The following is a 13,555-nucleotide window of genomic DNA, read 5'->3' on the forward strand; positions in this document are numbered from 1 at the left end:
ACCGTTCTTTTTGGTCTGCGCGGTCGCGCGCCACTCATTGGTGTGGGTGCCATCCCGGGCGCATGGGCCAACGCGGCCGCGAGGCAAAGGGCTTTGTGAAAATGCATCTTGTCGTTCCCCCCGGTCTTGCAGGCGCTCAAAGCATCGCCGGCACCACTAGATCCGGCGGGCGATGCCCGTCGGCGAAGGTTTTTATGTTGATGATGACCTTCTCGCCCATCTCCATGCGGCCCTCGCGGGTGGCCGAGCCCATATGCGGCAGCAGGACCACGTTCTGCAGCTCGCGCAGGCGCGGGTTCACGTCGGTGCCGTGCTCGTAGACGTCCAGTCCGGCCCCGGCGATCTCGCCGCCGCGCAGCATCCGGGTCAGCGCGTTCTCGTCGATCACCTCGCCGCGCGAGGTGTTCACGATCACCGCGTTCGGCTTCATCAGCTTCAGGCGCCGCGCGTTCATCAGGTGGAAGGTCGAGGGCGTGTGCGGGCAGTTGATGGTGATCACGTCCATGCGGCTGACCATCTGGTCGAGGCTCTCCCAATAGGTGGCCTCTAGCTCGGTCTCGGTCTCGGGGCGCAGGCGCTTGCGGTTGTGGTAGTGGATCTGCATGCCAAAGGCCTTGGCGCGGCGCGCCACCGCCTGGCCGATGCGGCCCATGCCCAAAACGCCCAACCTGCGCCCGCCCACGCGCCCGCCCAGCAGCGCGGTGGGGGCCCAGCCCTCCCAGCGCCCGGCCTGCATAATGCTCAGGCCCTCGGGGATGCGGCGGGTGACGGCCAGGATAAGCGCCATGGTCATGTCGGCGGTGTCCTCGGTCAGCACGCCGGGGGTGTTGGACACCAGGATCCCGCGCTGCCGCGCGGTGGCGACGTCGATATTGTCCACGCCGGCGCCGAAATTCGCGATCAGTTTCAGCCGCTCGCCCGCCTGGCCCAGCATGGCGGCGTCGATGGTGTCGGTGATCGTGGGCACCAGCACGTCGGCGTCCTGCATGGCGGCGACCAGGTCCGCGCGTTCCATCGGGCCGTCCTGTGGGCACAGCCGCACATCGAAAAGCTCGGTCATGCGGGTCTCTACCGCGTCGGGCAACCGTCGCGTTACAACAACACTCAGCCGTTCAGACGCCATGCGTACCCTTCCTTTGCTTTCCTTGCGCCACAGATGCTGGCATCTCTAGCTGAACAAGAGTGCGGCGGAATAACAAGACAAATCTGCGCCGCGAGCGGGGGCAAAGACCCCCGAAAAGAGGCGAGGCAGGCGATGGGACTGAGCAGGTTCAACACAGCATTCCTGGGCGTGGTCGCTGCGGCGCTGGTGCTTGGCGCGCCCGGCCTAGCGGGCGAGCGCGGCCCGGTGACCAACCTGCCAATGCCGCGCTTCGTGTCGCTGAAGGCCAGCGAGGGCAACGTGCGGCGCGGGCCATCGCTGGGGCACCGCATCGATTGGGTCTTTAAGCGGCGCAACATGCCGCTGGAGATCACCGGCGAATACGGCCACTGGCGCCGGGTGCAGGACCGCGACGGCGCGGGCGGCTGGATGCATTACTCATTGCTATCCGGGACCCGCACGGTCATCGTAGAGACGGACATGCTGCCGATCCTGATGAAGCCGGACCCGAACGCCCCGGTAAACGCGCAGGTCGAGATCGGAGTGATCGCGCAGCTGGACAATTGTGTTGTGGATTGGTGTCGGATCAGGGCCGAGCGTTATCGCGGTTGGGTGCCTCGCAAGGCACTTTGGGGTGTGGATTCGGTGGAAACGCTGGAGTGAGGTATGCAGAACTTGCGGGCCGCCTTTGCTGGCCGCCGCGCCGCGGCCGAGCCGCACGCGTTGGTGATCCATGCCGAGGGCGACTGGTTTAAGTCGATCCAGGACGGCAAGTTCGACTTCTTTACCAAGATAGTGCGCCACGCGACCAAGCAGGGTATCCCCAGCCGGATCGTGGCCACCGGCAGCTCGACCTCGCGCCTGCTCTTGGAGCAGGACCACATCAACCTCATCGTGGGCGATCAGCCCAGCTATGGCGCCAACCGGCTGCATGCGCTGCCGGGATATGTCTGGGGGTTTTGGTATCTCGACGAGGTCGGGGTGTTCTGGAACTCCTCGATGCGGTTCTCGCGGTTCAACCCGCACGATCTGGACGAGGAGAAGGCGCATTACTTCTTCAATGGCGTGACGAGCTATATGCTGCGCGAGAACGTCTCGAAGGCGCCGCAAGAGGTGCGCATGAAGAACCCGATGCAAGAGGCCGCCGCGGCGGTGTTTTGCCAAGAGATCGAGGATTCGTTGCCGCGCAGCCACCACCTGACGACCGAGCAGATGATCCGCACCACGGCCTCGACCTGCAAGGAAGAGCCCGTCTACGTCAAACCGCATCCAAACCAGTCCAAGCAGATGCGAAAGGCAATCCTGGACATCTGCGCCGACTACCAGAACGTGACCGTCAGCGACGCCTCCGTGCATGACCTGGTCGAAGCCTCCAGGATGGTGGTGACCCAGAACTCGGCCGCCGGGTTCGAGGCGCTGATGCAGCGGCGCTGCGTCATTACATGCGCCAAGTGCGATTACTGGCACGCCACGCTCACGCCCAAAAAGACAGCCGATCTGCGCGAAGCCCTCCGGTTCGGCGCCGAGGCCATGTCGGACTTCCCATTCGAGAAATACTTCTACTGGTTCCTGGATCGCAACAGCCTGGAGCCCGCCAAGGATGAGTTCGAAAAGCGGGCCTGGGCGCGCATCAAAGAGAAGTTTTTCCTGTGAGGCGCGCGGAGTAACGCGGTCGCATATGGCCTCCGGCGGGCATGGCGCGGCGCAATTTTCTTGCGAGAAAATTGCGAAACTCTTGAAAGAGTTTCCACACCGTGACCCGAATGAATCGCTTAAGCGAAAACCCTCGCCGGTTCGCGGGCCCAACTTTCCTTGGAAGGAAAGTGCAAATCTCTTGCAAGAGATTTGGTGCGGCCAAGCGACCCGTTCATAGCGCCTCTTTCACTTCACGCTGGGTCACCTGATATGACGCCCAGGACTTCCTGAAAGGGTTTCAGAGGACGCGACGCATTTTGCGCGAGGAACTTCTCGACCGGCCAAAAGATCCGGGACAGGCAGGCGCGGGTCTACCTCAACGTGTCTTTTTATGCCCGACAGCCCTAGCGGAGCGCGCCGATACAAGGCATGCTCTTAACATGGGATATGATTTTGTCATCACCGGCGGCACGGTTGTGTCGTCCTCCAGCAGTTTCCCGGCGGACATCGCCGTGGCGGGCGGAAAGATCGCCGCGATCCGCGGCGGCATTTCCGCCGCCCGGTCCGTGGACGCGACGGGCAAGCTTGTCCTGCCGGGCGGCGTCGACCCGCATTGCCATATCGAGCAGCTCTCGGGCATGGGCCAGTGGAACGCCGACACGTTCGAGACCGCCACGCGGTCCGCGGCGATGGGGGGCACGACCTCGGTGATCTCCTTCGCGGCCCAGCAAAAGGGCGAGCCCTTGGCCGACACCCTGGCGGGCTACGCCGCGCGGGCCAAGCGCGGCGCGATGGTCGATCACGCGTTCCATCTGTTTCTGTCCGACCTCTCGGTGCCGGATTTCGACGCCGACCTGCTGCGGCTCGTCGCCGATGGGCACCGCTCGCTGAAGGTCTTCACCACCTATAACGTGGCGCTGGCGGATGCCGAGATCCTGCACGTGTTGTCCCTGGCGCGCCAGGCCGGGGCCACGGTCTGCGTGCATGCCGAGAACGACGCGCTGATCCAGCACACCAAGAGCGGGCTGATCGCCGCCGGGCTGCACCGGCCCGAGCACCACGCGCTGTCCCGCCCGCGCATGGCCGAGATCGAGGCGGTCGAGCGCATCTGCCGCTTCGCCGCCTTCCTGGACGCGCCGGTGATGCTGTTCCACATCTCCACCCGCGAGGCGGTGGAGGTGATCCGCAAGGCCCGCGCCGCGGGCGTGCCCATCTGGGCCGAGACCTGCCCGCATTACCTCTTGATGACCGACGAGGTGCTAAAGCGCGACGGCATCGAGGGCGCCAAGTGGATGTGCTGCCCGCCGCAGCGGCAAGAGGCCGACCAAGAGGCGCTTTGGGAGGCGCTGAGCGACGGCACGATCGACCTGATCTCTTCGGATCACGCGCCATACCGCTTTGACGAGACGGGCAAGCTGGCCGCCGGGCCGGGCGCGCGGTTCGACCAGATCGGGGTGGGCCTGCCGGGGCTAGAGACCCGCTTGCCGGTGCTCTTTGACGCCATGCGGCGGCGCGGCCTGCCGCATCAGGACTTCGTGCGCTGGACGTCCAGCCGCGCGGCAGAGCTCTATGGCCTGCCGGGCAAGGGCGACATCGCGCCGGGCCTGGATGCCGACCTGGTGATCTGGGATCCGGAGCGCGCGCGGACCTACGGCGCCAACGACCTGCATGACAATGTCGGCTATAACCCCTGGGAGGGGCGCGAGGTCATCGGCTGGCCAGAGCGGGTGTTCCTGCGCGGCGAGGAACTTGTGGCAGACGGCGCGTTGCGCGCCAAACCCGGGCAGGGCCAGTGGCTCGACCGCCCCAATAGCGGGATGCGACCCACCGGGTCGCCATCCTATGAGATTCAAACCATCCAGGAGACCGACGCATGACCCGACCCGAGGGACCCAACACGCTTGCCATCACCTTCTTCTATTACAAGGACCTGCCCCGCGCGATGGCGTTCTACGAGGACGTCCTGGGCCTGCCGCTGGCCATCGACCAGGGCTGGAGCAAGATCTACCGCGTCGCCGAGGGGGCCCATATCGGCCTGGTGGACGAGAACCACGGCATGAACAGCTGGACCTCCGAGAAGCCGGTGCAGTTCTGCATCCGCGTGCCCGACGTGGACGCCTGGTATGCCTATGTCGAGGCGCTGGGCCTGCCCGGCCAGTCAGAGCTGTTCGTGAACGACGAGATCGGCATCCGCGCCTTCGTCTTCGACGACCCCGAGGGCTACCAGGTCGAAATCCAGACATCGACCCGGGACGACATTCTTCTCTGAGCATGACGCTCTTTGTCATCAACCCCAACTCCAGCGAAGCGGTGACCGCCGGCATCGACGCCGCGGTCGATCCGCTGCGCGCCTTCGGCACGCCGATCCGCTGCGTGACGCTGGCCGAGGGCCCGCCGGGCATCGAGAGCCAGGCCCAGGCGGATGGCACCATCGCGCCGATGCTCAAGCTGGCGGAGCGGCTAGAGGGCGAGGCGCAGGGCTTTGTGATCGCCTGCTTCGGGGACCCGGGGCTGCACGCCCTGCGTGACCGCACCACCCTGGCCGTGGTGGGCATCCAGGAGGCCGCGGTGATGGCGGCGATGCAGCTGGGGCAGCGCTTCGGGGTGATCTCGATCCTGCCTGGGTCCATCCCGCGGCACATGCGCAGCTTTGGCGCCATGGGCGTGCTGGACCGGCTGGCGGGGGATCGCGCCCTGGGTCTGGGCGTGGTGCAGCTCGCCGATCCCGGCGCGACCGAGCAGGCCATGGTGGACACCGCGCGGGCGCTGCGCGACCAGGACGGCGCGGACGTGCTGATCATGGGCTGCGCCGGCATGGCGCGCTATCGCAAAACGCTTCAGGTCGCCACCGGCCTGCCCGTGGTCGAGCCCTGCCAGGTCGCGGCCGCGCAGGCTCTGGGCCAGATCGCACTCAACCTATCACATTGGAGGGACCGATGATCGACGAAACCGCCAGCGGCGTATACACCATTGCCTGCACGCCATTCATGCCCGACGGGGCGCTGGACCTTGGCAGCGTCGACACGATGGTCGATTTCTACGCCGAATGCGGCGCCACGGGGCTGACCATCCTTGGGATGATGGGCGAGGCGGGCAAGCTCTCGGCCGCCGAGAGCGAGGCGGTGATCCGCCGCGTCACCGCGCGTACCGACCTGCCCGTGGTGGTGGGCGTCTCGTCGCCGGGCTTTGCGGCGATGGAGGCGCTGTCGAAGACCGCGATGGATGCGGGCGCGGCGGGGGTGATGATCGCGCCTGCGGGCGGCCTGAAGACCGACGGCCAGATCATTGACTACTACCACAACGTGGCCGAGACCGTGGCCGACGCGCCCTGGGTGCTGCAGGACTTCCCGCTGGCCACGAATGTAGTGATCCCGACCGAGGTGATCCTGCGGATCGTCGCGGATTGCCCAGGATGCGTGATGCTCAAGCACGAGGACTGGCCCGGGCTGGCCAAGATCTCGGCGCTGCGGGCGGCCTCTGATGCGGGTGACGCGCGGCGCATCTCGATCCTATGCGGCAATGCGGGGCTTTTCCTGGTCGAGGAGATGGGGCGCGGCGCGGATGGCGCGATGACCGGCTTTGCGTATCCCGAGATGATGCGCGACGTGGTGTCCCGGATGCAAGCGGGCGACGAGACCGCCGCGCGGGACATCTTCGACGCCTACCTGCCGCTGGTGCGCTATGAGAGCCAGCCGGGCCTGGGGCTGAGCGTGCGCAAGCACATCCTGGCGCAGCGCGGCGCGATTGCGCACCCAACGGTGCGGCGACCCGGCGGTGGGCTGGCGGCGGCGGCGCAGGCCGAGGTTGCAACCATGATCGCGCGGCAAGAGGCGCGGCTGGCGGCGCTGGCCTAAGCGCTCAAGCCTCGGCGGGTTTGGCCTTGCGCGACTTGCGCGCGGGCAACGGGCGTACGTGTTTCTCGATCTCGTTGAACAGCAGGCCCGCCACGTCCCGGCCGGTGGCCTTCTCGATGCCCTCAAGCCCGGGCGAGGAGTTCACCTCTAGCACCTTGGGCCCGTCATCCGAGCGCAAGAGGTCCACCCCCGCCAGCCCCAGCTTGAACGCCTTGGCGGCGCGCGCGGCGCAGTCGCGCTCTTCCTTGGTGATCCGCACGGCCTCTGCGGTGCCGCCCTGGTGCAGGTTCGAGCGAAAATCATCCCCGGCCGACTTGCGCCGCATCGCGGCCACCACCTTGCCGCCGACCACCAGGCACCGGATGTCCTCGCCGGCGCTTTCCTTGACGAATTGCTGCACCAGAAAGTTCGCCTTGAGCCCCCGGAAGGCCGAGATCACCGATTGCGCCGCCTTCGAGGTCTCGGCCAGCACCACGCCCTTGCCCTGGGTCGACTCCAGAAGCTTCACGATGATGGGCGCCTTGCCCACCAGCCCGATCAGGTTGTCGGTGTCCTTGGGCGAGCTGGCAAAGGCGGTCACGGGCATGCCGATCTTGTGCCGCGCCAGGACCTGATGCGCGTGCAGCTTGTCGCGGCTGGCGGTGATGCCCTCGGCGCCGTTGACGCAGAAGGCGCCGGTGGTCTCGAACTGGCGGATCACCGCGGTGCCATAGGCGGTGATCGAGGCGCCGATGCGCGGGATCACCGCGTCGTAATGCGGCAGCCGCTTGCCGTCGTAATGCACCTGCGGGGTGCGGGCGTTGATCTCCATATAGACCCGCGCGGTGTCGATCACCTCGACCTCGTGGCCGCGCCGCTCGGCCTCGGCCACCAGCCGGGTGGTGGAGTAGTTCTGCGCCTCCCGGCTGAGGATCGCGATGCGCAGCGCGCGGTTGGGCACGATGGTGCGCAGCTTGGCGGAGTGGTAGACCTCGTAGTCCAGCTCTGGCTGGCAGAAGCTCACGGTTGGCGAGACCAGCATGTCGTCGCTGAGCGCCTGCCGGCCAATAAGGGCGCGGTAGGACATCGCGCCCCGGTCGGTCAGCGTCACCTCGATCGGCCAGGTGCGGTCGCCGATCCTCAGCGGCGTCTGGATCACATAGCGCACCTCGCTCTCGCCATTCGACGAGGTCACCTCGCGCCGGTCGATCACCGGGGCGGAGCAGTTTATGGCAGGGCTCGTCTGGCCGGGCAGGGGGTGCACGGTAAAGCGCACCTTGGGGCGGCTGGCCGGCCCGAAGGGCTCGATATCGGCGGCATGCAGCGACGAGGTCTTGGCGCCGGTATCCACCTTGGCCTTCAGCGCGGGCAGGCCCAATTCGGGGAAGGCCAGCCACTCTTCCCAGCCCAGGCGGAACGGATCGGTCATAAGCGTGCCCTTACATCTTGTTTCTGCCAACCGGATATCTGAGCCCACTAAAGCAACAGATCGAAGGGAACACAACTTGCCGTTCAGCGGCCTGGGCCGGATTGCCTTGGGGGAAGGCGGGGCACGTCCCGCGTTCCTAGAGCTTCGCCATCACCTGGGCGGCCATCGCCCCGGTCACCGCGGTCTCCTGCCCGCCGATCACGACGAAGCCCACGCCGTCCTTGATCCAATGCGTCGCGGCCAGCCCGGCCGCCACCTCGGTCACGGCGCTCCGGTCGGGCTTAGCCACCCGCAGCGCGCAGAGGGCGATGGGCGCGCCGCCCTCGTCGGCAAAGACCACCTGCAGCAGCGGGCGGCCCTTGAAGGACAGCGGCTGCGCGCGTTTCAGCTCGAAGCCCTCGATCTGAGTGATCGCGGCCAGCTCCAGGCTGAACTCATCGTCAAACCGCGCCAGCACCGCTTGGGTGGTCGCGCTGTTTTGCGCGCCGTTGGCGACGGTCTCGGGGCCGTAGAGCGCCTGGTACGCGGCAACGGCGCCGATCCAGCCGGGCTCGGGCGCGGCGGTCGGCTCGGTCGCCAGCAGCGCGGGCCCGACAAGGACGCCGATGGCCAGCCCCGCCGCCAGGGCCACGCCCAGGGGCAGCAGCGCGAACCGGCGCGCCGGGGCGGGCGGCTCGGCCAGCCAGGCGGGCGGGGCCGGGGCGCCCAGCGCCTCGGGCGTCAGGCTGGCCAGTGCCGAGACCGGCGCGTCCAGCGCCGCCAGGCGCCGCGCCAGCTCGGCATCCGACGACAGCGCCGCCGCGATGCGCGCCGATAGCGCCCCATCCGCTTGCCCATCCAGGAAGGCGGTCAGCTCTTCGTCGGTTATGGCGATCCTGTCGTCCGTCACGCGCTTGTTTCCTTGGGCCCGAGCCTCTCGTTCAGGCTCCGCCGCGCCGCTGCCAAGCGGCTCATTACAGTTCCGATCGGGATGTCTAGCATCTCTGCCGCCTCCCGATAAGCGTATCCCTCGACATAGACCAGATGCGCGGTCTCGCGCTGCGCCTCTGGCAGTGCGCCCATAGCCGATAACACCTCACGGGCGAGAATATTCGTCTCGGTGCTGGGTTTTTCCTCGGCGATCTCCGCGTCCTCCACTGGCACCAGCCCAGCGCCGCGCCGCACCGTGCCCGCGCGCAGCTCGTTCAGCCAGATGCGCCGCGCCATCACGAACAGCCAGCGGTCCACATGGGTGCCGGGGGTGTAGCCGGCGGATTTCTCGATGGCGCGCAGGCAGGTTGCCTGGGCCAGGTCCTCGGCCGCGTCCCGCCGCCCCGCCAGCACCAGGCAGAACCGCCACAGCCGGGGGTAAACCTCGGGCAGGGCGCGCCGGATCTCGGCCTCAGCACTATTTTCGCCGCCCCACCGAATAAAACGCGCCCCCGGATTGTTACCCACTCACGAATGCCGCGCGCGCCGCAACGGCCCGGGGCATGTGACTTGGAGCCTAAGGGAGGGGATTTGGAATGAAAAGCCTAGCGATACTGGCCGCGGCCGCGGCGCTGACCGCAACAACCGCATTCGCCGGGGACACGCCGTCGCCAGAGGGCGCCGCGGTGTATTTCATCAACCTTGAGGACGGCGCGACTGTGTCCTCGCCGCTGCTGGTGCAGTTCGGCCTGAAAGGCATGGGCATCGCGCCCGCGGGCACCGAGATCGAGAACACCGGGCACCACCACCTGCTGTTGGATCGCGCCGCGCTGGGCGCCACCGAGGAGGGCGCCGAGGAGCTGGAATACGCCATCGAGGCGGACGAGAACAACCGGCACTTCGGCAAGGGCCAGACCGAGACCACGCTGGAGCTCAGCCCGGGCACCCACACGCTGCAGCTGGTGCTGGGCGACGCCTACCACGTGCCGCATAACCCGCCGGTGGCCAGCCAGGTGATCACCATCACCGTGCAGTAGGGCACCGGTTTACCGGCATGAACCGCTCTTTGGGCGCGCCAAATCTCTTGCAAGAGATTTGCACTTTCCTTCAAAGGAAAGTTGGTCCCGCAAGCGGAGAGGGGGTTCCTGTTAAAGGCTCAATGCGGGACGCGTCGACGAAACTCTTGGAAGAGTTTCCCAATTTTATTGCAAGAAAATTGGGCCGCGCCCACGCCCAAAACACCAACGCGCCTCGGCAGCCCCTAGGCAATCCGTGCGCCGGGCTGTATCCCCGCCCGCATGTCGAAGTTCACATTCCAGCTCAGCGCCACAGACGGCCGCGCCCGCACCGGCGTGATCTCCACCCCCCGGGGCGAGATCCGCACGCCCGCCTTCATGCCCGTGGGCACCGCCGCCACTGTGAAGGCCATGCTGCCCGAGAGCGTGCGCGCCACCGGCGCCGACATCCTCTTGGGCAACACCTACCACCTGATGCTGCGCCCCACGGCGGAACGCATCGCCCGCCTGGGCGGGCTGCACGGGTTCATGAACTGGGATCGGCCGATCCTGACCGACTCCGGCGGCTTCCAGGTGATGTCGCTGGCGGATCTGCGCAAGCTGACCGAGGAGGGCGTGTCGTTCAAATCCCATATCGACGGCTCCAAGCACATGCTGAGCCCCGAGCGCTCGATGGAGATCCAGCGCCTGCTGGGCTCTGACATCGTGATGTGCTTTGACGAATGCCCCGCGCTGCCCGCCGAGCGGGCGCAGATCGCCGAGAGCATGCGGCTGTCGATGCGCTGGGCGCAGCGCTCGCGGGACGCGTTCGGGGACCGGCCCGGGCACGCGCTGTTCGGGATCCAGCAGGGCGGGCTAGAGCAGGACCTGCGGGCCGAGAGCGCCGAGGCTTTGCGCGGCATCGGGTTCGACGGCTACGCCATCGGGGGCCTCGCGGTGGGCGAGGGCCAAGAGGCGATGTTCGGCTGCCTGGACTACGCGCCGGACCAGCTGCCCAGCGACAAGCCGCGCTATCTGATGGGGGTGGGCAAGCCCGACGACATTGTCGGCGCGGTCAAGCGGGGCGTGGACATGATGGACTGCGTGCTGCCCTCGCGCTCGGGGCGCACCGGGCAGGCCTGGACGCGGCGCGGGCCGGTGGCGATCAAGAACGCGCGCCATGCCGACGACCCGCGGCCTCTGGACGAGACCTGCACCTGCCCGGCCTGCACCGGCTATAGCCGCGCCTACTTGCACCACGTCTTCCGCGCGGGCGAGATGATCTCGGGCATGCTGCTGACCTGGCACAACCTGCATTACTTCCAAGAGCTCATGTCCGGGATGCGCGCGGCGATTGCCTCTGGCACGTTCGAGGCCTGGGAGGCCGAGTTCCACGCCCAGCGCGCGCTGGGGGATATCGAACGGGTATGACCGGGCGCGCGCCCCCGGGGCGGCGACCGAATGTAAGGGCTTAAGCGTCGTTTCCGCGCCGCGTAAGAACGGCCGCCTTGCCAAGCGGCTTTGTCGCGGCTGTATTCCCCGAAGTCGCTCCGGTGTTGTTATCTGGAACCCAGCGGAACTTAGGGTGACCTGGTCGGGCCCAGTTCATCGGGAAAGCCCCTTGCCCTGGTTCTGGCGCGCAAGCAAAGGAAACAGCGACATGCAAGACGGCGACCTGGCAAGCGTAGACGTGCTTCAACTTGAGGCCGCAAAGCAGCATCTGTCCACCATGCCGCAGGTGAACCAGCGCAGCTTGCGGCAGGAACGGCTGGATCGGCTGCAAGCCGAGCTGCAAAGGCGCGACCTCGGCGGCATGCTGCTCTATGACCCGGTTAATGTGCGCTACGCGACGGATTGCCGGAACATGCAGATCTGGACCATGCACAACTCCGCGCGCTACTGCCTGGTGCCCAGCGAGGGCAAGGCGATCATCTTTGACTACGTGAATTGCGAGCATCTGTCCGAGGGGATCGAGACGATCGGAGAGACGCGGCCCGCGGTCCTGTGGTTCTATCACAGCGCCGGAAGCAACCGCCAAGCGCTGATGGAGAAATGGGCCGACGAGGTGGCCGACGTCATTTCCGAACGCTTCCCCAACCAGCGGATCGCCATCGACAGGCTTGACGGCGAGGCCCGCGACGCGTTGGAGAGGCGGCAGGTTTCCGTGTCCTTCGGGCAGGATGTGATCGAGCACGCGCGCTGCATCAAGACCCCAGAGGAGCAAAAGGCCCAGGCGCGCTCTGCCTTTGTCTGCGAGACCGGGCTGGCGCGGCTCAAGGAGATCACCCGCCCCGGCATCACCGAAAACGAGCTTTGGGCGACATTTGGCGCGGTCAACGCATCGCTCGGCGGAGACTACGTTGAGACGCGGCTGCTTGTCTCGGGCGAGCGCACGAACCCCTGGTACAGCGAGGCCAGCGAGAAGCCCGTGCAGGTGGGCGAGCTGGTGGCCTTCGACACCGATATGATCGGCCCCTATGGCTACAGCACCGATATCTCACGCACCTGGATGTGCCAGGACAAGCCCCCGACCGAGGAACAAAAGACGGTCTATAAGCTGTCCCATGAGCAGGTGCATCACAACATGGCGCTGCTGCAGCCCGGCCTTGGGTTCCGTGAGCTGGCCGAGAAATCCTGGAAGATCCCGGACCGGTACGAGGAATTCGAGGTCGGCGTGATCGTGCACGGCATCGGCATGTGCAACGAATACCCGCAGGTGGCCCCTTTGAAGTGGTTCGAGCAAACCGGCTATGATGGCATGTTCCAACCGGGCATGACCGTATCGGTCGAAAGCTATATCGGCGAAAAGGGCGCCAAAGAGGGCGTGAAGCTCGAGGAAATGGTGCGCATCACGGAGAATGGATGCGAGCTTGTGGCCCGGTTCCCCTTTGAGGACGACCTCCTCAACTGATCAACTGGAGTGGTTCAGATGTGATCTGACAGCTGGCCATGTTTTGGGCGGCATCTGTCAGGCGAAGGTCAGGTCACGAACCTTTCCCCCTTTTCTGCTTCCATGTCCGACGGACGCCGGAAGCCAGAAAGGCCCGCAAAATAAGGCGCCAACGCTCTGCGGCGGCGCCCCGCGGGCGCTAGTTGCCCAAGCTGACGTCACCCACCAGCTCTGAGATCCGTCGATTTCCAGCAAGCGCTTCCGTGACAGCCGTGCCGCTGCCGGTAAGGCCTTGATACTTGCCGGTCCCGCTTAGGATTGTCCAAGTGTTCCCATCTGGCTTGGAGTCGAAGCGCAGAATGAAGGTATCGTCGCCTTCGCCGTGTATGCAGATGCCGCCGCCGTCGAGCCCGCCCGGCCCCCAAAACCCAGCGCCATGACATTCGACGCGCATCGTGTCGATTGGCCCCTCGGTCACCTGGCTGACCCCCTCGAAGGCCACCATCCAATAGCCCGTCGCTTGGTCCACCGGCCAGGCCTTGCTTTCGGTCACATATGTGTTGGTCGCCTGAAAGCTCTCTCCGGCGTGAACAGCCATGGGGGCCATGGCCAGCACTATGGCAATGAAATGCTTCATGATGCGTCTCTCCGAGTGTTTGCTCGGCCCACCAGCGAGCCGAGTTTCGATGCCGAAGCAGTCGCAAAAGCGGCAGGACCCGTCCTGAAAATTCGATTTCAGGTTACTGAAATCGGCTGAAAGCT

14 protein-coding genes are annotated in these 13,555 nt (G+C 66.3%); 9 read left to right on the forward strand and 5 right to left on the reverse strand.

The features are described from left to right. Window positions 1–136: 136 nt before the first annotated feature. On the reverse strand, window positions 137–1,123 hold the full coding sequence (locus AIOL_RS20055; RefSeq protein WP_049644609.1) for a 2-hydroxyacid dehydrogenase: 987 nt from the start codon (window positions 1,121–1,123) through the stop codon (window positions 137–139). A gap of 132 nt (window positions 1,124–1,255) precedes the next feature. Here AIOL_RS20055 and AIOL_RS20060 point away from each other — a divergent pair, with 132 nt between their 5' ends. The 6 genes from AIOL_RS20060 to AIOL_RS20085 all read left to right on the forward strand — a co-directional run bounded on the left by AIOL_RS20060 (window position 1,256) and on the right by AIOL_RS20085 (window position 6,591). After that, window positions 1,256–1,765, forward strand: a complete 510-nt coding sequence (locus AIOL_RS20060; RefSeq protein WP_049644610.1) for an SH3 domain-containing protein — start codon at window positions 1,256–1,258, stop codon at window positions 1,763–1,765. A 3-nt stretch (window positions 1,766–1,768) separates the two neighbouring features. Continuing rightward, complete coding sequence (locus tag AIOL_RS20065; protein ID WP_049644611.1) at window positions 1,769–2,755, forward strand: capsular polysaccharide export protein, LipB/KpsS family; 987 nt, start codon at window positions 1,769–1,771, stop codon at window positions 2,753–2,755. Between the two features lie 422 nt (window positions 2,756–3,177). Next, window positions 3,178–4,614 (forward strand): dihydropyrimidinase, encoded by a 1,437-nt coding sequence (hydA, locus tag AIOL_RS20070; RefSeq protein WP_049644612.1) that lies wholly within the window; start codon window positions 3,178–3,180, stop codon window positions 4,612–4,614. Next, window positions 4,611–5,006, forward strand: coding sequence for a VOC family protein (locus tag AIOL_RS20075; protein ID WP_049644613.1), 396 nt, complete (start codon window positions 4,611–4,613; stop codon window positions 5,004–5,006). The genes hydA and AIOL_RS20075 overlap by 4 nt, the downstream gene beginning before the upstream one ends. A 2-nt stretch (window positions 5,007–5,008) precedes the next feature. Further along, window positions 5,009–5,677 carry an aspartate/glutamate racemase family protein gene (locus AIOL_RS20080; RefSeq protein ID WP_049644614.1) on the forward strand — a complete coding sequence of 223 codons (669 nt, stop codon included), beginning with the start codon at window positions 5,009–5,011 and terminating at the stop codon, window positions 5,675–5,677. Continuing rightward, window positions 5,674–6,591, forward strand: a complete 918-nt coding sequence (locus AIOL_RS20085; RefSeq protein ID WP_049644615.1) for a dihydrodipicolinate synthase family protein — start codon at window positions 5,674–5,676, stop codon at window positions 6,589–6,591. The genes AIOL_RS20080 and AIOL_RS20085 overlap by 4 nt, the downstream gene beginning before the upstream one ends. A gap of 4 nt (window positions 6,592–6,595) precedes the next feature. On the opposite strand, the gene rimK is transcribed toward AIOL_RS20085, so the two are convergent. The 3 genes from rimK to AIOL_RS20100 form a co-directional block, all read right to left on the reverse strand. After that, window positions 6,596–7,999 carry a 30S ribosomal protein S6--L-glutamate ligase gene (gene rimK / locus AIOL_RS20090; protein ID WP_049644616.1) on the reverse strand — a complete coding sequence of 468 codons (1,404 nt, stop codon included), beginning with the start codon at window positions 7,997–7,999 and terminating at the stop codon, window positions 6,596–6,598. Window positions 8,000–8,135: 136 nt separating this feature from the next. Further along, window positions 8,136–8,888 (reverse strand): anti-sigma factor family protein, encoded by a 753-nt coding sequence (locus AIOL_RS20095; protein ID WP_049644617.1) that lies wholly within the window; start codon window positions 8,886–8,888, stop codon window positions 8,136–8,138. After that, window positions 8,885–9,436 carry an RNA polymerase sigma factor gene (locus tag AIOL_RS20100; protein WP_049644618.1) on the reverse strand — a complete coding sequence of 184 codons (552 nt, stop codon included), beginning with the start codon at window positions 9,434–9,436 and terminating at the stop codon, window positions 8,885–8,887. The genes AIOL_RS20095 and AIOL_RS20100 overlap by 4 nt, the downstream gene beginning before the upstream one ends. A gap of 68 nt (window positions 9,437–9,504) precedes the next feature. On the opposite strand from AIOL_RS20100, the gene AIOL_RS20105 reads away from it, so the two are divergent. The 3 genes from AIOL_RS20105 (at window position 9,505) to AIOL_RS20115 (ending at window position 12,814) form a co-directional block, all read left to right on the forward strand. Next, entirely contained in the window at window positions 9,505–9,945 is a 441-nt protein-coding gene (locus AIOL_RS20105; RefSeq protein ID WP_049644619.1) for a DUF4399 domain-containing protein, read from the forward strand. Between the two features lie 261 nt (window positions 9,946–10,206). After that, a complete protein-coding gene (gene tgt / locus AIOL_RS20110) occupies window positions 10,207–11,334 on the forward strand; it encodes a tRNA guanosine(34) transglycosylase Tgt (RefSeq protein WP_049644620.1) in 1,128 nt (375 codons plus the stop codon). Window positions 11,335–11,563: 229 nt separating this feature from the next. Further along, a complete protein-coding gene (locus AIOL_RS20115; protein ID WP_049644621.1) occupies window positions 11,564–12,814 on the forward strand; it encodes a M24 family metallopeptidase in 1,251 nt (416 codons plus the stop codon). A gap of 178 nt (window positions 12,815–12,992) precedes the next feature. Here AIOL_RS20115 and AIOL_RS20120 read toward each other — a convergent pair whose 3' ends face one another. After that, a complete protein-coding gene (locus AIOL_RS20120; RefSeq protein ID WP_049644622.1) occupies window positions 12,993–13,430 on the reverse strand; it encodes a hypothetical protein in 438 nt (145 codons plus the stop codon). Between the last annotated feature and the right edge of the window lie 125 nt (window positions 13,431–13,555).

The organism is Candidatus Rhodobacter oscarellae (assembly GCF_001078595.1).
Lineage (GTDB): Bacteria > Pseudomonadota > Alphaproteobacteria > Rhodobacterales > Rhodobacteraceae > Rhodobacter_B > Rhodobacter_B oscarellae.

Excerpts from the sequence above, each read along its gene's own strand:
- AIOL_RS20055 (WP_049644609.1), bottom strand. The coding sequence starts at position 1,123 with ATGGCGTCTGAACGGCTGAGTGTTGTTGTAACGCGACGGTTGCCCGAC.
- AIOL_RS20060 (WP_049644610.1), top strand. The coding sequence starts at position 1,256 with ATGGGACTGAGCAGGTTCAACACAGCATTCCTGGGCGTGGTCGCTGCG.
- AIOL_RS20065 (WP_049644611.1), top strand. The coding sequence starts at position 1,769 with ATGCAGAACTTGCGGGCCGCCTTTGCTGGCCGCCGCGCCGCGGCCGAG.
- hydA (WP_049644612.1), top strand. The coding sequence starts at position 3,178 with ATGGGATATGATTTTGTCATCACCGGCGGCACGGTTGTGTCGTCCTCC.
- AIOL_RS20075 (WP_049644613.1), top strand. The coding sequence starts at position 4,611 with ATGACCCGACCCGAGGGACCCAACACGCTTGCCATCACCTTCTTCTAT.
- AIOL_RS20080 (WP_049644614.1), top strand. The coding sequence starts at position 5,009 with ATGACGCTCTTTGTCATCAACCCCAACTCCAGCGAAGCGGTGACCGCC.
- AIOL_RS20085 (WP_049644615.1), top strand. The coding sequence starts at position 5,674 with ATGATCGACGAAACCGCCAGCGGCGTATACACCATTGCCTGCACGCCA.
- rimK (WP_049644616.1), bottom strand. The coding sequence starts at position 7,999 with ATGACCGATCCGTTCCGCCTGGGCTGGGAAGAGTGGCTGGCCTTCCCC.
- AIOL_RS20105 (WP_049644619.1), top strand. The coding sequence starts at position 9,505 with ATGAAAAGCCTAGCGATACTGGCCGCGGCCGCGGCGCTGACCGCAACA.
- tgt (WP_049644620.1), top strand. The coding sequence starts at position 10,207 with ATGTCGAAGTTCACATTCCAGCTCAGCGCCACAGACGGCCGCGCCCGC.
- AIOL_RS20115 (WP_049644621.1), top strand. The coding sequence starts at position 11,564 with ATGCAAGACGGCGACCTGGCAAGCGTAGACGTGCTTCAACTTGAGGCC.
- AIOL_RS20120 (WP_049644622.1), bottom strand. The coding sequence starts at position 13,430 with ATGAAGCATTTCATTGCCATAGTGCTGGCCATGGCCCCCATGGCTGTT.